This is a genomic window from Pantoea ananatis PA13 (assembly GCF_000233595.1).
In the GTDB taxonomy this organism is placed as follows: domain Bacteria; phylum Pseudomonadota; class Gammaproteobacteria; order Enterobacterales; family Enterobacteriaceae; genus Pantoea; species Pantoea ananatis.
Window position 1 is genome coordinate 135,321 of the sequence record NC_017554.1, and the last position, 21,885, is coordinate 157,205.

Here is a 21,885-nt window from a genome sequence, read left to right on the forward strand (position 1 = left end):
TGAGATAGGCGTTAATATTGAGTGGCTGCATGATTTTTTTTGACTGACAGATAAAATCTACATGTTTATTTGTGCCAGAATTCGGTGTGACTATCCAGCATAAAAGAGTGTGGAATAAAAAAGGCTTTTAAACACTGTACATAGGCACGCTGTGAAAGCGTGAGCCAGGATTTTTCCGCTATAAAATGCTTAAGCAGCGGCAAAGCATAAACACGTTTGTTACGCGCGTGAGGGGTAAATACTTAAACATTCTGAACATAAAAAACCGGAGCGTAAGAATGACTCAACCGCTGTACTGGCAAAATAGCCTTTGGCAGTTATCAAAGAAAGCAGGGAAAGGCGGGGCTGGATAGGGGTTTCTGCTTTCAGGCTGAACCTGCCTTGTTTGCCGTAACGGTAAAACGAATCCCGCCTGAAAAAGTAAAGCAGGCCAGAGCCTGCTTTGTCTTTATACGTAAAGAGACGCTTCACCCGGTGGGCGCGTTTTAAACCGGCGATGTAGCCAGAGGTACTGCTCCGGCGCGCGCATAATCTGGCTTTCGATCACTTTATTCATGTAAGCAGCAGCGGCTGATTCATCTTTGTGAGGATAGTTTTCCAGAATCGGTTCAATAATCAGTTTATAGCCATCGTTGCCGGGATTACGAATCAGCATGATTGGCACCATAGCCGGCTTGGCCAGGCGAGATAAAACATAGGTACCGTTCGTTGTCGCTGCTTTCTCAACGGCAAACAGAGGCGCAAATGTACTGCCTTTAGGGCCGTAATCCTGGTCCGGCGCAAACCAGACGGATTCACCCTGCTTAAGTGCCTGCACCATGCCGCGCAGATCGCGACGGTCAATCATCGCCTTGTTGGAACGCATCCGGCCTTTGGTTTGTACGTATTCCATCGCGCGGTTGTTATGCGGACGGTACATAGCCATCATCGGCTGACACAACCCGCTGATGCGGCCACCCAGCTCTAAGGACATAAAATGGATGCCGATTAACATCACGCCACGGCCTTCATTTTGAGCTGAATAGAGGTTTGCAAGGCCAGAGACGTTGAATAAACGTTTAACCGCATGATCAGGCCAGAACCAGGCAATACCCGTTTCAACCAGTGCCATACCGAGAGAGGCAAAATTACCCGCGATCATGCTTTCTTTTTCTTCGTCACTGATAAAAGGAAAGCAGAGTTCAATATTACGACGGGTTATGCGCTCTCGACGCTGAAGGAAATGACGGGAAAGTTTACCGGCACCTGCACCCAATCTCATCAGAACAGGATAAGGGAGTTGAACCAGAAGCCAGAGAATGCCTAGACCGAACCATGTAAACCAATAACGCGGGTGTAAAAGTGTGCTGCTGAACTGCCTGGTGTTTTTCATCATTGACCTTAAAGGATTGATGGATGTAACGCAAAAAGACCCATTCCTTAAGTTCCCAAGCGGTACGGCTGTACTAACTACGACCAGCACTTTATCAAAAAGTGCCCTCTGTCACAGTGAGCTTTCGTCATCCTGTGGAGTAAGACGATCGATGGAATGGCTTACTGAACGAACAAAACAGGGTGGAGTTATATTTTTTAAATATTTAAAAACAATGCGTTAAGTATACTCTTGTAAAGCCAGAACGTTAAGGAAAGCGTAGGGAAATTAAGACAGTTCTGTACTCACAAGCTAAAATCTTTTCGAAAAACTTACATTCAGAGTGGCAAAATTCTAAAAATTGGCTAAGGACTAGTATGCGCCGGGATGTGATGAAAAGCGACATGATCCGTGCGATAAGTGATTTCGGCAGATCATAAGAGGAGAGAGTGAGGACATGCGTCTTCACAGGCTATACACGTCTGTCCCTGTACGTCACATCATAGCCTGAAAGAACATGCTGTACAAAAAAGGAGCGCTAGTAGTAATTCACAGTCATCATGCGGTAATTACCGACTTTTTTTAACTGAATCGTGCCCAGCTTGAATGGCAAAGATTGCTGGCTGTCATTCAACCCTAGGATGGCAGCTTCGGTTTTACCCCCTCTTGTGCAGCTTTGCTTAATCTGAGAATGAACAATCAGGGTATCACATCCGGTCTCCACAATAGCACCACGAAAAGTGATTTGGCCGCCAGTTGCAAATGACGAGGATGATAATGCCATTAAGACAAATACATAAGTTAGTTTTTTCATGGCTTCACACTCTGTGTTGATTTTCATAAACAAAGAACGGCACCAAATAATAAAACTTTAGTCGATCGTGCTTTTTTATTTTTTAAAAATTATTTTATACGATAGTGTGAGTGATTAGCACTTACAGACTCTTATTAATGCCGATTTCTGGAAGAAGCTTAGTGGATTATAGTTCACTACCTTATGGGCATTTGTTTTCTTAGTAAGATTTTCTCTTTTTTAACAAATCCGCCTGAATACTGGGCGGTAAATCACAAAATAACCGTTTCAATAATGCGTATGAAAATTGGGGTGCAGGTGGGCTGAAATGCGGCATACAGGTCATGTATCACCCAGATGAAAACATGTTCATTATCCGTACTTGGATTGTTGTGCGTCTGGGCTTCTTCGCGTTTTAGTTTCCGGCCTGCTTATCACATCTCACTATTCGGTTAGCGAAGGTTCTTCGGTGAGGACGGTTTACTTAAGAAATAAGGAGGCCTTGCCGAGAGGGCTGCATAATACTGACGATAAAAATCAATTCCATGTTCCGTTAAAAAAGGGAGCACCGAAAATGATAAGTTAACACTAAAGGGTTACAGATTTTATCTGTCTGACCAGAAAGCATCAGTAAAACGGGCGCCCAGTGCGCTTACAGCAGGTTGTTGAGCCTTTTTTACGCGCCTAAATTTGCTGAGCAGCAATGTGAAAAGTCCGCTATTACAAGGACTTGATAATGATGAAGTGACGTAGTAAACGCTATAAAGCGAAATTATCTATTACTCGATATTTTGGATTTGAATGTTGATTAAAATAAAATAAATGCTATTTATCATCATCTTAATGAGTTGATCTGTGACGGGGTTACCATTTTACTCCCCAATCAACTCCCCATTTATAACAGTGGCAAGCTGTTCAGCTCGCCAGGTTACAGATTACATCTGTCATTGAATGGTTGTCTTTGATCTTTCACCTTTCATGAGTTCACCAGAAGGTTTCCGATAGTAAGATTCGGTTCCTATCCGGTAATAGGTATAGCCATCCTTTGTCTTAGTTATGTCCATGATCCAATTAGACTTATCAATACAATTTTCTTCTGTATTCATGTCATCGAAGCATAGTAAATAATCTGTATCATGATCTGGAAAAATACCTGAATTTTTAGGGGCAAGCTTTTGATATCTTCCGTCAAACTTCCAGATTGAAACAAAGTAAGTTTCAGCGGATGAGAGGGTTTTAGCTCCATTATTATCCCACCACTCAATTTTACTACTATCACTGAAAGGCATGTTTTTAACTAAAAATTCTTTATTAGAGCCAGTGCCGTGAACGGCAAGGACCTTAGTGGAATTAAAAAAATTCAAATAGAAGAATACAAGAATAATAGCTGCTAATATAAATATTATAATTTTTCTGGCTTTCATCCATTCCTCCGGCTACTAATTTCAAACTCGGCTTTCATATTTGTAAAAAAAGGTTTAAATGCAAATTTTTCCCATCGTTGGAGCACAAACCAGATGCGGAATGCCCTAATATAGTGAAACTTCATATTCATAATGTCAGTTTTGTCGAGACCAAAATGATCTTGTCCCGTAAAAGTTACTTTCGCTACATAACCACTCTCAGTGATATCAATTTTAGTGAGTTGTATCTTTGTGGCATATATGTCATGTATAGACATTCCTAATCCATTAAAGCTATCTGCCCATCTGTTAAACTTAGGAAGTATTGAATTTCCTATTGCTTTAGTTATTGAATCTTTGTCGGCATCAGATAAGCCATTTTTTACATCAATGGCAACCTTATCGAGCATAGACTGGATTATTTTTAGCGAAGATAACGGAGAGGATTGTTCGTTTAATATCAAACTTTTATATGCACTATCAAGAAAAGGGCTGGAATAGCTTTTTCCATTGCCATGATAAAAATGCTTTACAAGATTATTAAATAAATTATGTTGCCCTAAGTAATATGTAGGCAATGACACTCGAAGAAACTCATCGAAAAGGATTTGAGCAATTACCGTTTTTGATTTTGGTTGGGATTTACGGAAGGAACTAAATATTGAGACTTCCTCTCCAGTCCACGGATCAACGACATCAGAAACATCATCAAGACCTAAGTCGCTTCTAAGCTGTTTTTCAGTAAGATCGCCACATTGCATATCATCAGAGCTGTGGTCATTGAACTGATGCTTAGTCTGATAAAGTGTGGCTGGGAACACCATAGCTGACATAATAACTTCCTTATGATATTAATTTTCAGACCAAACTCTTACTTGTGAAGGTAGATCCAAATCTTTAAATATCGTCATGTCTGTAAACTCAGTTCCTTGTCATTACAAGATATTCATTTCTGACTCTTAACCTATAGCTGATTAGTGTAATAATAAACTTCATATACGGGAAAGGGAAGTGCTGAGAATCTCATCTTTTTCTCAAATTACTGTCATAGCCTGGTCTCAATACTTTGACGTGCTCACCGCTTGGATGAAACAAATTGAAACGTACAAAACAGGCTGGAAATAAAAAGCCCTGATAAATCAGGGCGTTGATAAATATTGAAAAGCTTTGGAAAACAAGAGAAAATTATTCAATATTCTGGATCTGCTCGCGCATCTGTTCAATCAGCACTTTCAGCTCAATGGCTGAATTGGTGATCTCTGCATTAATCGATTTCGAGGCCAGAGTGTTCGACTCGCGGTTGAACTCCTGCATCATGAAGTCGAGCCGACGTCCGACGGCTTCTTTTTTCTTCAAAATGTTGTACGTCTCTTTAACGTGCGCATCCAGGCGATCCAGCTCTTCTGCTACATCCACACGTTGCGCCATCATCACCAGTTCCTGCTCCAGGCGGTTGTTTTCCAACTGCACTTCGGCGTCCTCCAGTTTGGCGATCAGCCTTTCACGCTGCCACTTAATGACATCAGGCAGTTGAGCTCGCACTTTACTGACTTCATGCGTTACCGCTTCCAGACGCTGCTCGATCAGGGATTTCAATGCGCTACCTTCGCTCTCACGTGCAGCAATGAAATCATCCAGTGCGCCATCTAGTGCCTGAATCAGCTGTGTATTAATCGCGTCCAGATCCTGTTCTGGCGCAGACATCACGCCAGGCCAGCGCAAAATATCCAGTGGATTGATCTGGCCTTCGTCGCTCTGCATCTTCACCCAGTTAGCGGCCTGAACCAGCTGTTTAGCCAGCGACTCGTTCAGCATCAGCTCGCCTTGTGCGCCGGGATCGGCATCAAAGCGCAGATTACATTCGATTTTACCGCGCGTCAGACGCTGGCGAATGCGTTCCCGAATCATCGGCTCCAGTCCGCGGAACTGCTCTGGCAGACGAATATAGGTTTCAAGATAACGTTGGTTAACGGAACGCAGCTCCCAGGCGGCGCTGCCCCATTCGCCTTTAACTTCACGGCGGGCGTAGGCGGTCATACTGCGGATCATAAGCGTTACTCATTTTCAGAAAGATTAAAGTCAGTATAACGAGGCAAAGCTAACCATAACAGGTGTAAGCAGCAGCAGGATGAGAGAACAAATTATTTCCGCTTTCAGCAACAGGCACTTATGCTGTTTACTGGCTTACTCGTTGAGGACCCCGTTTATGTCTCACGTATTACGCTTTCCTGTAATGCTGACCTTACTGCTGGCTGGCTGTCATTTGCCATCACCGCCACCTGTGCCATCAACCCGACCTGTTCCCATATGTGCTGGCGGTGAGGTGATGATGCAAACCACATTGTGGTTTGGTCTCAGTAAGCCACAAGGCGGTAGCGTGAGTTCGCTGGACTGGATGAATTTTATCGATAAACAAGTGACGCCTCGCTTTAAAGCCGGGCTCTCGGTTTATGATGCGCAAGGGCAGTGGTTGGGTGAAAACGGTCAGCTGGCGCGTGAGAAAAGCAAAGCGCTGGTGCTCATCTATAACTTTGACAGCGATAACAACAGCCGTGTCGAAGCACTACGCGAGCAGTATAAAAAACAGTTTGGTCAGGAATCGGTCATGCGTGTCGATTCGCCTTCCTGCGTGAGTTTCTGATGCCATTAACGGCGGCCCAGGCCGCCGTAAGATGATCAGATAAACAGTCCGGCGAACGCAGCCGAAAGCAGGCTTACCAGGGTCGAACCATATACCAGTTTCCAGCCAAATCGGGAGACGACGTTCCCCTGTTGTTCGTTCAGCCCCTTAATCGCGCCTGCCACAATACCAATCGACGCAAAGTTAGCAAACGAGACCAGGAATACCGACAGGATGCCTAATCCACGCGGCGTCATGCCTGCCGCCACTTTCTTCAGTTCGATCATGGCGACGAATTCATTGGCCACCAGTTTAGTGGCCATAATGCTCCCAGCCTGAAGGGCGTCGACGGCGGGGATGCCGATTAACCAGGCAAAAGGGTAAAAAACATAGCCCAGGAGCTGCTGGAAACTGTAGCCAAATAGCGCTGCGAACAGCGCATTGACGGCCGCGATCAGCGCAATAAAACCGATCAGCATTGCCAGAATGATCATCGCCACTTTAAAGCCCGCCAGGATGTACTCTCCCAGCATTTCGAAGAAACTCTGCTCCTCATGCAACTTATCCAGGGCTACAGGCTGTTCCTCGCTTTCCTTACCGGGATTAATAATCGACAGAATGATAAAGGTGCTGAACATATTGAGCAGTAGCGCCGCCACGACATAGCGAGCCTCAATCATCGACATGTATGCACCGACAATGGAAAGCGAGACGGTAGACATAGCGGTTGCCGCCATGGTGTAAAGGCGCTTCGGCGGGATATCCGCCAGAATACCTTTATATGCGATGAAGTTTTCAGACTGACCCAGTACCAGCGTACTGACCGCATTAAAAGATTCCAGCTTTCCCATGCCGTTGATTTTAGACAGGACAGTTCCCACCAGGCGGATTAGCAACGGCAGAATGCGCCAGTGCTGCAAAATACCAATCAGAGCGGAAATAAAAACAATCGGGCAAAGTACGCCAAGAAAGATAAAGGCCAGGCCCTGCTGACTCATGCCGCCAAAAACAAACTCTGTGCCTTGTGCAGCAAAACCCAGTAATGTTTCAAAGAAGCTGCCCACCGCTCCCACGAGCGCCAGTCCACTGGCAGAATGAAGGAAAAACCAGCCCAGCGCGGCTTCAACGATAATGAGCTGAATGATATAGCGCGGACGAATGTGTTTACGGTCATGACTGACCAACAGCGCAAGGGCGAAAATCACCACCAGCGCCAGCAGGAAATGTAAAATAGCGGCCATAGTTTAATCTGTTCGTAAAATGCGGCAAAAGGTAGGGCATTTAGCCATACTCCCACATGAATTTCATCCTGAGCCTTACAGCCCACTGCAAGAGACAGCGGGCCAGGAAGTCCGTATAATACGCAGCCAATCATTTGCAAGCCGGAGATAACCATGCGTCCAGCAGGCCGTAGCGCACATCAGGTGCGTCCAGTCACATTGACCCGCAATTACACTAAACACGCAGAAGGTTCCGTTCTGGTGGAATTCGGTGAAACCAAAGTGCTCTGCACTGCCACGGTGGATGAAGGTGTTCCGCGCTTCCTCAAAGGACAGGGACAGGGCTGGGTCACTGCCGAATATGGCATGTTGCCGCGTTCAACGCATAGCCGCATGGCACGTGAAGCCGCGAAGGGCAAACAGGGCGGCCGCACGCTGGAAATTCAGCGTCTGATCGCCCGTTCACTCCGCGCAGCCGTCGATCTTAAAGTGCTGGGTGAATATACCATTACGCTTGATTGCGACGTCATCCAGGCTGATGGTGGCACCCGTACCGCATCTATCACCGGCGCCTGCGTGGCACTGGCGGATGCACTAAACAAACTGGTTGCCAGCGGTAAGCTCAAAGCGAACCCGATGAAAGGGATGGTCGCGGCGGTATCTGTGGGCATCGTTAACGGTGAAGCCCTGTGTGACCTTGAATATGTTGAAGACTCCGCTGCTGAAACCGATATGAACGTCGTGATGATGGAAGACGGCCGTATGATCGAGGTGCAGGGCACGGCGGAAGGCGAACCTTTCAGCCATGAAGAGTTGTTGGCACTGCTGGCGCTGGCCCGCGGCGGCATCGAAGAGTTAATTCAGGCGCAAAAAGCGGCGTTGGAAAAATAAAGTAACAGGCGACCGCAGAGTCGCCTTTTTTTTATCTGAGGAGTAAGACATGAAAGCCTGGCAGCGGCAGTTTATTGAATTCGCACTGAATAAGCAGGTGCTTAAATTTGGTGAGTTTACGTTAAAATCTGGTCGTAAAAGTCCCTATTTCTTTAATGCCGGTCTGTTTAACAGCGGGCGAGACTTAGCGCTGCTGGGGCGTTTCTATGCGCAGGCGTTAGTGGACAGCGGCGTGGATTTCGATTTGCTGTTCGGGCCCGCTTATAAAGGGATTCCTATTGCGACCACGACAGCGGTTGCCTTAGCCGATCATCATGACCGGGATGTGCCTTACTGCTTTAACCGTAAAGAGGCGAAAGATCACGGTGAGGGCGGTCTGCTGGTGGGAAGCCCGCTACAGGGTAAAGTTATGTTGGTCGATGACGTTATCACGGCAGGCACGGCAATCCGCGAGTCGATGGATATCATTAATGCCCATGATGCGAGTCTGGCTGGCGTCATGATTTCACTGGATCGTCAGGAGCGTGGCCGGGGAGAGCTTTCCGCTATTCAGGAAGTGGAACGTGACTATTCCTGCAAGGTTACCGCCATTATCACGCTCAACGACCTGATCGACTATCTGGCTGAAAAAACGCATATGGCCGATCATTTAGCGCAGGTGCGTGCGTATCAAAAAGCGTACGGCGTCTGATTACAGGCGGGCGCTGCCCGCCTGCCTGTTACACCAGCTGTGCCGCAATCAGCGGCCAGCGGGTGTCAAAGTCAGCGGTGGGACTAAAGCGGAACTCCGAGCGAACGTAACGCGACAGTAATCCTTCACACAGAGCCAGTAGCTGACTGGCTAATAATGCTTCATCGGTTTGAAAGCCTTCACCCTCTCGCATTTTCCGCTCACGCATCACCTGACGTAGCTGGACTTCAATGCGCTCAAACAGCTGGTTAATGCGCCCTTGTAAACGATCCTGTTCAAACATCAGCGCGTGACCCGTTAAAATACGTGTCAACCCCGGATTACGCTCACCAAACCCCAGAATCAGTTGCACAATAAGACGCAGGCGCGCCATTGTTTCTTTTTCATCTTTAAGAATGAGATTGATGCGGGTAATCAGACTGTCTTCAATAAATTCGATCAGGCTGTCAAACATCCGTGTTTTGCTGGGAAAATGACGATACAGCGCCGCTTCCGAAACACCGACGTTGGCCGCGAGCTTCGCGGTAGTGATTCGTTGGCTGCCATCGCTGGACTCAAGCATCTGCGCCAGCGCCTGCAAAATCTCTTCGCGACGATTCCGCTTTACGACTTTTTTTTCTGCCATGCCCTTAAAAACCCCTGAATTTCACCATAAACAGGCAACACCTACGCATCAGCCACAAGATAAACACCTATGGCGATGAGAAATAAAATGATGAGCGTAAGTGAAAATAGGTAGTGCTGGTTACTGACGACCTGAGTGACCGAAGCCGCCTTCACCGCGCAAGCTGGCATCAAACTCTTCTACCAGATTGAATTCGGCCTGAACGACAGGAACAAAAACCAGCTGGGCCATGCGGTCGCCCGGCTGTAGCGTAAAGCTTTCCTGACCCCGATTCCATACCGATACCATCAGTTGACCCTGATAATCGGCATCAATAAGCCCCACCAGGTTACCCAGTACGATGCCATGTTTATGGCCCAGTCCTGAGCGTGGGAGGATGACAGCAGCAAGGCTCGGATCGGCAATATGGATAGCCAGGCCGGTAGGGATTAATGTTGTAGTCCCGGGGGCGATTTCCATCACGTCATCAATACAGGCACGAAGATCTAACCCAGCGGAACCCGGTGTCGCATAGGTCGGCAATGGAAAATCTTTGCCGACGCGCGCATCCAGAATTTTAACGTCTATTTTTTTCATCATAACGGCTGACAATCTCGTCTATTAAAAGTTGACCAAGGAGTGACTTATCGCTGAGCGGTAAGGTCTTTTCTCCTTCCTGCCAAAAAAGGTGAAGAGCATTGGTGTCGCTATTGAACCCTTGTCCAGCTTTCGACACGTCGTTAGCACAGATCAGGTCCAGCTTTTTACGCGCGCGTTTTTTTCGGGCGTATTCTTCCACATTCTGGGTTTCAGCCGCAAATCCAACCACAAAAGGCCGGCCCTGCGTTAATGCGGCAACGCCCGCGACGATATCGGGATTTTTAATGAGCTGCAGGGTGACATTATCATCGTCATCCTGTTTCTTGATTTTCTCATCCGCAATGTCGGCTGCCCGGTAGTCTGCCACGGCTGCGCTTGCAATGAAAATATGTTGTTTATTTATCTCGTCCATCACCGCAGACTGCATCTCCCGTGCCGACGTCACATCCACCCGCTTAACGCCCACGGGCGTTGCTAAGCTAACCGGGCCACTAATCAGTGTGACGCTGGCACCGCGTCTGGCGGCCGCAGCCGCAATGGCAAAACCCATTTTTCCTGAGCTGTGGTTGCTGATGTAGCGCACGGGATCGAGGGCTTCACGAGTCGGGCCGGCGGTAATCATAATGTTGAGATGTTGCAGATCGTTGACGGGGCTGGCCCACTGAACCGCATGGTCAACGATAGCCAGTGGGTCGAGCATGCGGCCCGGCCCGACATCGCCGCATGCCTGGCTGCCGCTGTCAGGCCCCCAGATGAATACGCCGCGCGCCTGGAGCGTCGTCAGGTTCGTTTGCGTGATGGCTGCGCGGTACATCTGTTGATTCATCGCCGGCACAATCGCGACAGGCGACGCGGTAGCCAACACGGCGGTTGTCACTAAATCGTTCGCCATACCGGCTGTCACGCGCGCGATTAAATCCGCGGATGCGGGCGCCAGCAGAATCAGATCGGCCCATTTGGCCAGCTCAATATGGCCCATGGCGGCCTCGGCTGCCGGGTCGAGCAGATCGTCCATTACCGGGTAGCCCGATACGGCCTGGAGGCTGAGGGGCGTAATAAACGCTTTTGCTGCATGGGTCATCATCACGCGCACATCGGCACCGCGATCGCGCAGACGGCGCACCAGCTCGGGGGTTTTATAGGCTGCGATGCCACCGCTTACGCCTAAAAGCACTTTTTTACCGGCTAATCCCATCATGCAGTTGACCTCGTTTTCAGTTGCCGTACAGGCACGGCGGAATGGGCGAATTTTATCACAAAACCTTGCCGTCACCTGTTCAAAGGCTGCGTTTGCGAGAAGTGCCGAAGAATCACATTTGCTCACTGGTCGCGTGTTAACTGCCAGAGGATGATACAGGGGGCGACAGGGAGAGCAGCAATGGATCATTTTCTACCACGGGAAAAACTCAAGCGACTGGGCGCAGATGCATTAAGCGATGCAGAACTGCTGGCCATCTTTTTACGTACGGGTTCAAGAGGCGTACCGGTGATGAAGCTGGCGCAGCAGATGTTGCAAGAGCTGGGATCGCTTTACAACATCGTGAACGCCAGTGCGGAGGATTTCAAAGGAATCAAAGGGGCAGGGGAAATTAAGCTAATTCAGCTACGTGCCGTTGCTGAGCTGGCTAAACGGTTTTTCGCCAGCCAGTTGGCCCGTGAAAATACCCTCGACAGCCCGCTTGCGACACGCCAGTATCTGCAAACGCTGTTAGCAGAGCAGGAACGTGAGATTTTCGTCGTGATGTTTCTGGATAATCAACACAGGGTGATAACCGCCCGGCAAATGTTCTCAGGCTCGATTAACAGTGTGGAAGTGCATCCGCGCGAAATTGTGCGCGAGGCGCTTAAAATTAACGCCGCAGCGTTAATCATCGCACACAATCATCCGTCAGGAAGAGCCGAGCCGAGTCAGGCTGACCGCGACATTACCGTTAAAATCTGCGAAGCTTGTCGGCTGGTCAATATTCGCGTGCTCGATCATTTAGTGATTGGACGGGGTGAATCGGTCTCATTTACCGAGCGGGGATGGCTCTGAGCCTGAAAATCTGGTCCAGGTGGCGGATTTTTACACGATCATTCGGGATCTTTATCTGTTCGGGACTTGAGCACTTGGGCCGAGCGGCGTATACTACGCCACCTTTGAGAATCTCGGGTTTGGCGGTTAGGCCAGCTTAGCGGGTTCCATGGAACTCGCCTGGCGGGCTGTAAGCCTGACGAGGCGGCCAAAACCTAATTTTTAAAGCTCGAGCTGATTTGATTTTTGGAGAATAGACATGTCACGAGTCTGCCAGGTAACTGGAAAGCGTCCGGTGACCGGTAACAACCGTTCCCACGCAATGAACGCGACGAAACGCCGTTTCCTTCCGAACCTGCACTCACACCGTTTTTGGGTTGAGAGCGAGAAGCGCTTCGTTACTCTGCGTGTATCTGTAAAAGGTATGCGTATTATTGATAAAAAGGGCATTGATACGGTGTTAGCCGACATGCGTGCCCGTGGTGAGAAGTACTAAGAGTACTAAGGAACTGAATCATGGCTAAAGGTATTCGTGAGAAGATCAAGCTGGTTTCCTCTGCTGGTACAGGTCACTTCTATACCACCACGAAGAACAAACGTACTAAACCAGAGAAACTTGAACTGAAAAAGTTCGATCCGGTTGTACGTCAGCATGTGATCTACAAAGAAGCCAAAATTAAGTAATTTTGGTTTTCTGCAAAAAACCCGGCTCAGGCCGGGTTTTTTGTTTGTGTAATGCGCAGGGGAGAGGTTATGCCAGAGTTGCCAGAGGTAGAAACCAGCCGACGCGGCATTGAGCCACATCTGGTTGGTGAGACAATTCTTCACGCAGTCGTGCGCAACGCGCGTTTGCGTTGGCCAGTGTCACAAGAAATCCTGGCGTTAAGCGATCAGCCTGTGCTGAGCGTTCAACGTCGTGCCAAATACCTTTTACTCGAATTGCCGCACGGCTGGATTATTATCCACCTGGGTATGTCAGGCAGTTTACGTGTCCTTTCAGAAGAGTTGCCCGCAGCCAAACACGATCATGTCGACCTGGTCATGAGCAACGGTAAAGTCCTGCGCTATACCGATCCCCGGCGTTTTGGCGCCTGGCTGTGGAGCAGCGACCTGGCCGGCAGTAGCGTACTGGCACACCTCGGCCCAGAGCCGCTGAGTGAAGCGTTCAGTGGTGACTATCTGTTTGAAAAATCCCGCGGAAAGCGAACGGTGATTAAGCAGTGGCTAATGGACAACAAAATTGTCGTTGGCGTGGGTAACATCTATGCAAGTGAGTCACTGTTTACGGCAGGGATCATTCCTGATCGACCCGCAATGAGCCTTTCCCATGAAGATGCGGCGATATTAGCGAATACCATCAAAGCGGTACTGTTGCGCTCAATCGAGCAGGGCGGAACAACATTACGCGACTTTTTACAAAGTGATGGCAAACCGGGCTATTTTGCACAAGAGCTACAGGTTTATGGTCGCGCGGGAGAGCCCTGCAGGGCATGTGGCACACCGATTGTCAGTGGCAAGCATGGGCAACGCAGTACTTACTGGTGCCCCAACTGTCAACACTAAGGCAGTTTTGCCAGCAGAGCCTGGTGGACAGGCGCGGGCAGGAAGGCCGAGACGTCGCCGCCGTGCCGCGCCACTTCTTTTACCAGGGTAGAAGAGATAAAAGAAAAGTTTTCCGATGGCATCAAAAACACGCTTTCCAGCGTCGGCAGCAAATGCCGGTTCATACGCGCCAGCTGTGTCTCATATTCAAAATCCGACACGGCACGTAATCCGCGCACCAGAATGTTTGCCTGCTGAGTGCGGGCAAAGTTCGCCATCAGATCGCTGAAACCTGTCACCTCAACGTTCGCCAGATGCGCGGTCGCCTGACGCGCCAGCGCAACTCTTTCATCAAGCGTGAATAAGGGCTTTTTGCTCGGGCTGGCGGCAATGGCTACGACCAGCCGGTCAAACATCTGCGCTGCACGCGTCACAATATCGATGTGGCCTAATGTGATGGGATCGAAGGTGCCTGGATAAATAGCTTTCGTGGTCATGTGCGCCCTTTCGCCGAAGCATGTGTCAGCGCCCATAGCGCTGCATATTTGTTGAAGGTGTACTGGGCATTGACGACCGCCAGCAGCCAACCCTGTTTACCATCAAGAAAGCCGGCACGCAGCAGCAGCGTTTTCGCGAAGGCGCCGAGCGCATGACTGAAGACCGAAAACAGGCTGCAGGTTTTTCCGCGCTGAAATCGTTCCTGTGCCCAGGCCTCCGCATAGGCCAGCTGCTTACGCTGGAAAGCCATCAGGTTACGACAGGTCAGGTGTTGTAAATCGCCTTTGAGGGCCTGCACGGAGGCGCCTTCGGTGTTGAGTGACTCATGCACGCTGTTATCGTTATAGCTTAACGTACGTGGGTAAAGACGCATCACTCGATCAGGGTACCAGCCGCTGTGGCGCATGAATCGCCCCAAAAAAAGATTACTGCGGCTGAAGCTGTAAACGGTGTCGCTTGGCGGGGCCTCGAGCACCCGTTCAATGGCCTGACGTAACTCTGGCGTGACTCGCTCATCGGCGTCGATCATTAAAATCATGTCGCAACTGGCAAAACTCTGCGCCCGCTGGCGCTGTTTGCCGTAGCCCTGCCATTCCGTCGCCTGAAAAACCTGCGCGCCTGCTGCCCGGGCCAGCGCCATCGTGTCGTCTGTGCTGCCAGAATCCAGCACGATAATCTCATCGGCCCAGCTCACTGATGCAAGACAGTCGGGCAGCAGCTCTGCTTCATTTTTGGCAATCATCACGACTGAAAGGCGTTGGCGAGTGGATGTCATTAATGGGCTCGTGGCGGCAGGTGTGGTTCAAGTAACTGCAGCAAACGCTGAAGGGCGCCCTGGTTTTGATGCAGCACTTCTACGGCATGGCGTCCGTAGTAGCGACGATAATCATCGTCCTGCAGCAGGTTCGTCACCTCTTTTACCAGCGATGCGACATCAGTAACGGTAATCAGCCCCTGTGCCTGTTGCAGCTTGCTACAAATATCTTTGAAGTTCCAGGTATGGGGGCCCATAAGCACAGGAATAGCATGAGCGGCGGGTTCGAGCGGGTTATGACCACCGCGCTCAACCAGGCTGCCGCCAACAAAGGCCAGATCGGCAATGCCATACAGCAACATCAGTTCACCCATCGAGTCGCCAATCACAACCTGCGTTGAGCCGGATGGGATTTCACCGCTGCTGCGCAGGGTAAAACTGAAGTTGCGCTTCTGCGTCAGCTCTCGGGCATCGTTAAAACGCTCCGGGTGACGCGGCACCAGAATCAGCAGCAAATCCGGAAAGGTTTGTAATAAGCGACGGTGCGTATCCAGCAGGATAGCTTCTTCACCCTCATGAGTGCTGGTGGCAATCCAGACAGGGCGACGGGGCGCCCATTGCCGGCGTAGCGTTACTGCTCTTGCGGCCAGCTCGGGCGTAACAGAAATATCAAACTTCAGGCTGCCGGTAACCGACAGATGCGAGCGCTTCAGACCGAGTTGCACAAACCGCTCACCGTCCTCGGCGTTTTGTGCGGCGATCAGCGTGATACTTTGTAAAAGATTACGCATGAACTTGCCAAGCTTGCGATAGCCTTTAGCCGATCGTTCGGAAAGTCGGGCATTAGCAATCACCAGGGGAATATGGCGCTGGTGCAGGATACGAATGATGTTAGGCCACAGTTCGGTTTCCATAATGATCACCAGGCGTGGATTGACCGTATCAAGAAAGCGATTGATGGCGTTGGGGAGATCGTAAGGCAAATAAACATGATGCACATCTTTGCCAAAAGCAGAGAGCGCACGTTCAGAACCGGTTGGCGTCATGGTTGTGACGGTGATAGGTAGCGTTGGATAGCGATGACGTAGCGCGCGCACCAACGGCACTGCCGCCAGGGTTTCGCCCACGGAAACCGAGTGTAAAACGATGCCTTCAGGCTTCACTTTTCCGGCGCAATAGCCATAACGCTCTGCCCAACGTTTACGGTAGGCAGGAGCTTTACGACCGCGCAGCCACAGGCGCAGCCAAATAAGTGGCTGAATGAGATAAAGCAATGCGGTGTAAATGGTCGTCATAGTTACCGTTATGACACGTTGGCGTCAAAAAAGCAGATTAAAGTCAGAATACAGCATCTTATCAGAAACAGCATAATCACTCATCCCACATCATGCGTGGCGACTCAGGACCTGCTGATAGAGCCTGTTCAGTGAATGTGCCAGGTTTTGCGGCGTGTAAGGTTCAATCCTGCGTCTTGCTGCTTCGCCCATTCTGCCGTCAACGGTTAAAGCAGAAAGGGCATTAATGGCCTGATTGAGTCCTTTTACATCCAGCGCATCACGAACAAACCCTTCCTGACCTTCGCGAATAAATTCAGCGCCGCCACACCCGGTGCTGGTGATCACCGGCAACCCGCAGGCCATGGCTTCCAGCACCACGTTGGGAAAAGGATCGTAAAGGGTGGGCAGAAGCAATCCATCAGCAGCATGGTAATAGGGCTGCACATCCTGCTGTACGCCGACAAAACGAAGCCGCTCACTGCAGTGAAGCTGACTGGCTAACTGCTGATAACGTTTTGCCTGTTTGTCCTGGCCGACCACGATCAGATAGCGGTTACTTTTGGCCAGCGCTTCAATGGCGGCTTTGAGGCCCTTACGTTCAAATCCCGAACCCACATAGATCAGAACAGTCGCGTTAGCGGGCAGGTTCAGCTGTGTCCGAACCGCATGGCGGGCGGCCTCTGTCGCAGGTTGAAAGCGCGTTGAATCAATGGCGTTGTGAATGACATGTATTTTGTCAGCCTGCAGTGCGAAGCAGCGCAGGATGTCTTTTTTTACCATCTCAGAATTACATATCACCGCTTTCAGTGCGGGGGAGTTAAACATATCGGCTTCTGCCTGCAGAACATAGCGATGATATGGGCTGAGGCTGGCGCTAAGACGCTGCAGGGGCGAAACAATACGTGCCCGTTGTTCAAGCCAGACACGATGAACGCCATCGCCTGCCCGAAAGATGTCACAACCAGCGATACGCTCATGGCTTTGAACAATATCGAACTTTTCACGTTCCCAGCAGGCCCGCGCCGCGTGGGCAAAACCGCGTTCACGTGAAACCCGTCCCAGTTTACCTGGATTGCAGATATGCAGGTGCCAGTCCGGGTTGGGCTTTCCTTCCCAGCTTCGGGTGATGATATTGAGATCCAGTTTTTCGCTACCCAGGGCTTCCAGCGCGCGTGAAATAAAGCGTTCGGCCCCGCCATCAGGGCGGTATTTCTGCCGGACAATCGCCAGGCGTAACTTACTCATTTAGATAGCTCCTTGCTGCGGTAACGACGTCCTCAACCGGGATAACGGACAAGTAACGTTGTTCGGTACGAGTATCAATGGAATCCGGAGAAGGAAGGGGGCCATAGTCACCAGCCCAGATGACCCGATTGTTGTCACCCCAGGGGCGCCAGTGCTGCAGTTTTGTCGGGCCGAAAAGCGCAATGCAGGGCGTGTCGAGCGCGGCGGCCATGTGCATCGGGGCTGAGTCAACGCCGATAAAGAGCTGAGCGCGAGCAATAAGTGCAGCCAGTTGTGGCAGAGAGAGTTTGCCTGCCAGCGAGATAACATGCGGAGACTGGCACTGCGCCAGAATCCGCTCAACCATCGCCAGCTCACTATCATCTGGTCCTGCTGTCAGGATGACTTTGCGGTCGGCTTGAGCCAACTGGTCGATAGTGGCTGCAACCTTATCTTCCTCCCAGCATTTGAACTGCCAGCGAGAGGTAGGCTGCAGCACGATATAAGGGGGCTTCACCTGCTGCTGAAGCAGCATATTCTGCACTTTTAACGCATCGTCCGGGCTGAAGTGCATCGAGGCTCTGGCACCGTTGGCTGAAATCTGCAGCGGTGACAGAGCGGAAAGATTCTGTTCAACCGTATGTAAGCGCTCATGATTTTCTGTGGTAACCAAATGATTGTGGCACCCGCGCCAGAAGGCGTTATCACGCTTTTTAAACGCGAATCCAATGCGTACCGGCGCGCCAGACAGTCCGGTGAGAATGGCACTGCGCCACTGATCGGCAAGATTAATCACCAAATCGTAATGACAGGCTCGCACTGCGGAGACCAGTGCGACTTCATGGCGAAACGTCTGCCAGCCACCTTCCTTTTTCCAGTTTCGATCGATGATGTGCAGATGACGGACAGAAGGATGTGCTTCCAGCATGGGCCGGGTTTCTTTGTAGAGCAGGACATCAATGCTGGCCTGCGGATAATGCTGATGCAAAGCATTGATGACAGGCGTAGTCAGCAGCATGTCGCCGTGATGGCGTAGTTTGATTAACAGAATTTTTTTGGGTGCAAACTGGACTGGAATCGGGCTTGTCATACTCAAATGCTCTCAGAATTCAGTGAGCCGATTGTAGGGCAAACCCTTTTGAGGTTAAAGCAAGTGACGCCGCTTATTTCCTGCGCCAGTAATAAATTCGACCCAGCCATAGCAGCAGGTGATACCACTGTTTTACACCGCGCGCATTACGCAGCATACGCGTGTGTGTCTGGGTCGCGAAGATATCGGCAATCATCGCCTGTCGCGCTGATTCGTCCGGTTCGCGTCGGATACTGTGACAGACGCTCAGGGCTTCGTAAGTAATCTGATAGTGAAAGGCCGGATAAATTTTTACCTTATGGCGATAGCTGCTGTTAATTGACTCCAGCATTTGCGCAATTTTCAGATAGTGACGCTGATATTCAACGTTACGCAGGCCGGTTCGCTTGCGGTTGCTGATTGAAGCATCGTGCAGATAGTAGCGATACAGCTGTTTATCGGTATAGCGCGCGCGTTTTACATTCAGCATGAACTCTGTGGTCCACGGAATATCCTGATGATGCAGGCCGGGTTCAAAATTTAGCTTCAGTTTTTCAATCAGTTCGCGTCGGTAAATACCGAGCCAGACAACATGTTTATAGCGATGAGTCTTCAGCGCCTTGTTAAGCCACTCAGGGCCGCTAAGGACGGATGTACTTGAGAGTCGTTCAGGCGGTATCAACGGCTGGGTTTCATTGCTAGCCTGGAAAAACCATTCGGCATTGCATTGCGCCACATCGAGATCGTCTGCCTCTGCCATATCGACCAGTGTCTGATACATCTCTGGCTTCATGGTGTCATCAGCGTCTGGAAAGGTTACGTACTTACCGGATGCGACAGCCAGCCCGGCATTGCGTGCACGTGATACACCACCATTAGGTTGGTGAATGACCCGGATATGAGGATGACGTTGTGCGTAGTCATCCGCTCTCTCACCCGAGCCGTCAGTCGATCCATCATCGACAAGGATGATTTCCAGAGATGTCAGCGTCTGAGCCAGTAAAGACTGAATAAATGTCTCAAACATCACACCAGCGTTAAACATTGGTGTGATTATTGATAATAAAGGCAAATTCTGTGACACAGCATTATGAGTTCAAATGAAAATGGAGCAAATTTTTAACAAAATTATTACTCAAGCGCTCAGAACTTTTTTTGCATTACGGGTCAAATAGTCTGTGTAGCAGAAATTTATTTTTTCGCCACTCTCAATGCCGGGTGCTTTACAGCCAGGACAGGTATCCCTAAACCGAGTATTGTATGAAAAATATCCTCGTCATCAGGCGCGACAACATTGGTGATATGGTTTGTACCACACCGTTACTGGAAGGCATAAAGACAGCCTTTCCTGAAGCTAAACTGACGCTGTTGGTAAATAAAGTGGCGCAGGATGTGATACTGCATAACCCCCATGTCGATGCGCTTCATGTCTATAAGAAAGCCAAGCACCGTGGCAAGAACGAGACCGCAATTGGCGTTTACTGGCACCGTTTAAAGATCTTTTGGGCTTTACGTAAAACGAAGTTTGATGCGGCGGTACTGGCTAATCCGGTTCCCTGTAAATACAGCCTTCGCCTCGCGCGTATGGCGGGCGCACAACATATCATTGGCGCAGGTGAAAAAGGCGATGGTCTGACAAAATGTTTCGACAAGGGCGATTTTTCAGGCCAGCATCAGGTTGAACAAACGTTTAGTTATCTCACCGCATTGACGTCGTTACGTCTTGTCGTTCCTGATGTGCGAATTTATTTAACGAATACAGAAAAAAAAGAAGCAGAACAACGTATCAAGGTTTTTTTTCCTCGGGGACAAAGTTTTTATGGCATTCACATTAGTAGTCGTTCGGCCAAGCGTCGCTGGTCGTTGGAAAGCTATGCGCAATTAATCGAAAAATTGTTAGATGAATCGGATGCACACATTTTAATTTTTTGGTCACCTCAGGGAACGCTGGATCCCAACGATCCTGGCGATCAGGCTCGCGTAGAGGCATTGTTAACTAAAGTAAATTCAGAACGCGTTGCTGCATATCCAACAGCAACGATTCGTGAACTTATGGCAGGCTTTAACTGTTGTAAACAAATACTGTGCAGTGATGGTGGACAAATGCACATCGCAGCAGCACTGCATAAAAAGCAGGTGGTGTTTTTCGGCGATACGGATGCTGCACTTTGGCACCCATGGTCAGGAAAACATGAAATTCTTCAGACTGACTCTGGGGAGAGCACGGATATCAGTGTCGACCAGGCCTGGCTGGCCTGGCAACGACTTGAGTCCATCTAACGAAAAACGGCTGGATAACATGTTTTGTCCAGCTCAGGATTTAAACCCCTCAGGGTGACTTAATTGCCAGCGCCAGGCATCTTTTACCATATCGTCCAGATTGCGCCTTGCCTGCCAGCCAAGCTGTTGTTTTGCCAGCGAAGGATCTGACCAACACTCACCAATATCGCCGTCTCGTCTGGAAACAATCTCATGTGGTACTGGTCGCCCGATAACCTTTTCAAACGCACGCAGGATATCCTGAACAGAATAGCCGATACCGGTGCCGAGATTGTATATGCTTACACCTTGTCGGCAGTTAACCGCATCGAGTGCTTTGAGGTGGCCTTCAGCAACATCCATTACGTGAATATAGTCCCGGACTCCGGTTCCGTCTTTGGTGGGGTAATCATTGCCGTAGATCAATAATTTTTCCAGCTTACCGACGGCGACCTGCGTAAGATAAGGTACGAGATTTGCCGGAACACCATTGGGATTTTCGCCGATCATACCGGATGGATGTGCCCCCACCGGATTAAAATAACGCAAAATAATCACAGAGAAATCGGGACAGGCTCGCGAGTAATCCTGCAATATCTGTTCAATCATTAATTTAGTTGTGCCATACGGATTAGTCGTGCCACCGATGCGTGCATCCTCTCGCAAAGGTATACATTCTGGTTGGCCGTAAACGGTGGCAGATGAGCTGAATATTAAATTATTGACGCCCGCCCGGCGCATTTCCGCCACAAGAACCATCGTGCTTTTTAAATTATTGTCGTAGTATTCCAGCGGTTTACACACCGACTCACCAACGGACTTTAGCGCGGCAAAGTGAATAACCGATGAGATAGCATGACGAGAAAAAATGGCTCTGACCTGATCTACATCGCGTACATCGGCTTGATAAAAAGCCAGCGATTTACCACTAAGGGCTTCCACACGATTAATTGACTCTGAAGATGCATTGCAAAGATTGTCTATGACGACAACTTCGTGACCTGCCTCCAGAAGGGTCAGCACAGTATGTGAACCGATATAACCGGCGCCGCCGGTAACCAGGATAGCCATATCG

At 49.6% G+C, this 21,885-nt stretch carries 24 protein-coding genes; 8 read left to right on the forward strand and 16 right to left on the reverse strand.

The annotated features are described in order from the left end of the window. Positions 1–448: 448 nt before the first annotated feature. The 5 genes from lpxP to PAGR_RS00620 all read right to left on the reverse strand — a co-directional run bounded on the left by lpxP (position 449) and on the right by PAGR_RS00620 (position 5,596). Positions 449–1,372, reverse strand: a complete 924-nt coding sequence (gene lpxP / locus PAGR_RS00600; RefSeq protein WP_014333004.1) for a kdo(2)-lipid IV(A) palmitoleoyltransferase — start codon at positions 1,370–1,372, stop codon at positions 449–451. 517 nt (positions 1,373–1,889) lie between these two features. Continuing rightward, a complete protein-coding gene (locus PAGR_RS00605; RefSeq protein ID WP_044042241.1) occupies positions 1,890–2,165 on the reverse strand; it encodes a YmdA family protein in 276 nt (91 codons plus the stop codon). Positions 2,166–3,088: 923 nt separating this feature from the next. Continuing rightward, positions 3,089–3,568, reverse strand: coding sequence for a DUF943 family protein (locus PAGR_RS00610; RefSeq protein WP_013027764.1), 480 nt, complete (start codon positions 3,566–3,568; stop codon positions 3,089–3,091). Next, a complete protein-coding gene (locus PAGR_RS00615) occupies positions 3,565–4,380 on the reverse strand; it encodes a DUF3289 family protein (protein ID WP_014604738.1) in 816 nt (271 codons plus the stop codon). Before PAGR_RS00615 ends, PAGR_RS00610 begins: the two co-directional genes overlap by 4 nt. Before the next feature lie 352 nt (positions 4,381–4,732). Beyond that, on the reverse strand, positions 4,733–5,596 hold the full coding sequence (locus tag PAGR_RS00620; RefSeq protein WP_013027746.1) for a YicC/YloC family endoribonuclease: 864 nt from the start codon (positions 5,594–5,596) through the stop codon (positions 4,733–4,735). Positions 5,597–5,753: 157 nt separating this feature from the next. Here PAGR_RS00620 and PAGR_RS00625 point away from each other — a divergent pair, with 157 nt between their 5' ends. Beyond that, positions 5,754–6,188 (forward strand): DUF3574 domain-containing protein, encoded by a 435-nt coding sequence (locus PAGR_RS00625; protein ID WP_044042243.1) that lies wholly within the window; start codon positions 5,754–5,756, stop codon positions 6,186–6,188. Between the two features lie 35 nt (positions 6,189–6,223). Here PAGR_RS00625 and PAGR_RS00630 read toward each other — a convergent pair whose 3' ends face one another. Further along, positions 6,224–7,408 (reverse strand): NupC/NupG family nucleoside CNT transporter, encoded by a 1,185-nt coding sequence (locus tag PAGR_RS00630; RefSeq protein WP_014333007.1) that lies wholly within the window; start codon positions 7,406–7,408, stop codon positions 6,224–6,226. A 153-nt stretch (positions 7,409–7,561) separates the two neighbouring features. Here PAGR_RS00630 and rph point away from each other — a divergent pair, with 153 nt between their 5' ends. Together rph and pyrE are read left to right on the forward strand one after the other, a co-directional pair. After that, positions 7,562–8,278 (forward strand): ribonuclease PH, encoded by a 717-nt coding sequence (gene rph / locus PAGR_RS00635; protein WP_013027743.1) that lies wholly within the window; start codon positions 7,562–7,564, stop codon positions 8,276–8,278. Between the two features lie 49 nt (positions 8,279–8,327). Beyond that, positions 8,328–8,969: an orotate phosphoribosyltransferase gene (pyrE, locus tag PAGR_RS00640; protein ID WP_013027742.1), complete on the forward strand. Its 642-nt coding sequence runs from the start codon at positions 8,328–8,330 to the stop codon at positions 8,967–8,969. Positions 8,970–8,997: 28 nt separating this feature from the next. On the opposite strand, the gene slmA is transcribed toward pyrE, so the two are convergent. The 3 genes from slmA to coaBC form a co-directional block, all read right to left on the reverse strand. Next, on the reverse strand, positions 8,998–9,594 hold the full coding sequence (slmA, locus tag PAGR_RS00645; RefSeq protein ID WP_013027741.1) for a nucleoid occlusion factor SlmA: 597 nt from the start codon (positions 9,592–9,594) through the stop codon (positions 8,998–9,000). 120 nt (positions 9,595–9,714) lie between these two features. Next, complete coding sequence (gene dut, locus PAGR_RS00650) at positions 9,715–10,173, reverse strand: dUTP diphosphatase (protein ID WP_014333008.1); 459 nt, start codon at positions 10,171–10,173, stop codon at positions 9,715–9,717. Then, complete coding sequence (coaBC, locus tag PAGR_RS00655; RefSeq protein ID WP_014604740.1) at positions 10,151–11,371, reverse strand: bifunctional phosphopantothenoylcysteine decarboxylase/phosphopantothenate--cysteine ligase CoaBC; 1,221 nt, start codon at positions 11,369–11,371, stop codon at positions 10,151–10,153. The genes dut and coaBC overlap by 23 nt, the downstream gene beginning before the upstream one ends. Before the next feature lie 180 nt (positions 11,372–11,551). Between coaBC and radC the strand changes: the two genes are divergently transcribed. The 4 genes from radC to mutM all read left to right on the forward strand — a co-directional run bounded on the left by radC (position 11,552) and on the right by mutM (position 13,750). Next, positions 11,552–12,208, forward strand: a complete 657-nt coding sequence (radC, locus tag PAGR_RS00660) for a RadC family protein (RefSeq protein WP_044042251.1) — start codon at positions 11,552–11,554, stop codon at positions 12,206–12,208. Between the two features lie 238 nt (positions 12,209–12,446). After that, positions 12,447–12,683 (forward strand): 50S ribosomal protein L28, encoded by a 237-nt coding sequence (gene rpmB, locus PAGR_RS00665; RefSeq protein WP_006121249.1) that lies wholly within the window; start codon positions 12,447–12,449, stop codon positions 12,681–12,683. A gap of 20 nt (positions 12,684–12,703) precedes the next feature. Further along, positions 12,704–12,871, forward strand: coding sequence for a 50S ribosomal protein L33 (gene rpmG / locus PAGR_RS00670; RefSeq protein ID WP_001051798.1), 168 nt, complete (start codon positions 12,704–12,706; stop codon positions 12,869–12,871). Positions 12,872–12,940: 69 nt separating this feature from the next. Continuing rightward, the gene (gene mutM / locus PAGR_RS00675; RefSeq protein ID WP_014604742.1) at positions 12,941–13,750 is read left to right on the forward strand and encodes a bifunctional DNA-formamidopyrimidine glycosylase/DNA-(apurinic or apyrimidinic site) lyase; all 810 of its coding nucleotides are present in this window, start codon (positions 12,941–12,943) and stop codon (positions 13,748–13,750) included. On the opposite strand, the gene coaD is transcribed toward mutM, so the two are convergent. The 6 genes from coaD to PAGR_RS00705 form a co-directional block, all read right to left on the reverse strand. Continuing rightward, positions 13,747–14,226, reverse strand: a complete 480-nt coding sequence (gene coaD, locus PAGR_RS00680) for a pantetheine-phosphate adenylyltransferase (RefSeq protein WP_014604743.1) — start codon at positions 14,224–14,226, stop codon at positions 13,747–13,749. The genes mutM and coaD overlap by 4 nt on opposite strands. Next, entirely contained in the window at positions 14,223–15,002 is a 780-nt protein-coding gene (locus PAGR_RS00685; protein WP_014604744.1) for a glycosyltransferase family 2 protein, read from the reverse strand. The genes coaD and PAGR_RS00685 overlap by 4 nt, the downstream gene beginning before the upstream one ends. Then, entirely contained in the window at positions 15,002–16,276 is a 1,275-nt protein-coding gene (gene waaA, locus PAGR_RS00690) for a lipid IV(A) 3-deoxy-D-manno-octulosonic acid transferase (RefSeq protein ID WP_013027734.1), read from the reverse strand. Before waaA ends, PAGR_RS00685 begins: the two co-directional genes overlap by 1 nt. Before the next feature lie 90 nt (positions 16,277–16,366). After that, complete coding sequence (locus tag PAGR_RS00695; protein ID WP_013027733.1) at positions 16,367–17,503, reverse strand: glycosyltransferase family 4 protein; 1,137 nt, start codon at positions 17,501–17,503, stop codon at positions 16,367–16,369. Then, a complete protein-coding gene (gene rfaQ / locus PAGR_RS00700) occupies positions 17,496–18,572 on the reverse strand; it encodes a putative lipopolysaccharide heptosyltransferase III (protein ID WP_014604745.1) in 1,077 nt (358 codons plus the stop codon). The genes PAGR_RS00695 and rfaQ overlap by 8 nt, the downstream gene beginning before the upstream one ends. A gap of 73 nt (positions 18,573–18,645) precedes the next feature. After that, positions 18,646–19,635 carry a glycosyltransferase gene (locus PAGR_RS00705; RefSeq protein WP_071823375.1) on the reverse strand — a complete coding sequence of 330 codons (990 nt, stop codon included), beginning with the start codon at positions 19,633–19,635 and terminating at the stop codon, positions 18,646–18,648. Between the two features lie 176 nt (positions 19,636–19,811). Between PAGR_RS00705 and PAGR_RS00710 the strand changes: the two genes are divergently transcribed. Beyond that, positions 19,812–20,831: a glycosyltransferase family 9 protein gene (locus PAGR_RS00710; RefSeq protein WP_014604747.1), complete on the forward strand. Its 1,020-nt coding sequence runs from the start codon at positions 19,812–19,814 to the stop codon at positions 20,829–20,831. A 33-nt stretch (positions 20,832–20,864) separates the two neighbouring features. Here PAGR_RS00710 and galE read toward each other — a convergent pair whose 3' ends face one another. Next, on the reverse strand, positions 20,865–21,881 hold the full coding sequence (galE, locus tag PAGR_RS00715; RefSeq protein ID WP_014604748.1) for a UDP-glucose 4-epimerase GalE: 1,017 nt from the start codon (positions 21,879–21,881) through the stop codon (positions 20,865–20,867). Positions 21,882–21,885 lie beyond the last annotated feature (4 nt).